This is a genomic window from Thermogutta sp., assembly GCF_014359955.1.
Classification (GTDB): Bacteria; Planctomycetota; Planctomycetia; order Pirellulales; family Thermoguttaceae; genus Thermogutta.
Window position 1 is genome coordinate 1 of record NZ_JACIYL010000144.1, and the last position, 319, is coordinate 319.

The following is a 319-nucleotide window of genomic DNA, read 5'->3' on the forward strand; positions in this document are numbered from 1 at the left end:
CGGGTTTTTCGGAGCCCACTCCGCCGACCGTGGTGGTATGCCGTCCCTGTCCGATCACAACCGCCAAAAAAGAGCGCGGTGGATCCTGCTTACGAAAAAACGAATCAGGATCGCAAAAAAGCACCAGCGCTTTCCAGGATTGACCCTGCAGCCGGGAACGGATTACGAGTTCGTTGGCCGGGGAGATGCTGAATATGTCTCGGTGCCACTGAGCACAGTTTCCGGTGGGGTCGAGAGAGGCATGTACTCGTCCAACTGGGGAAACTCGCTGAGGTCTTTGGCGATGGCACTTCGCAGAAAAGAGTCCACCCACCAGAAA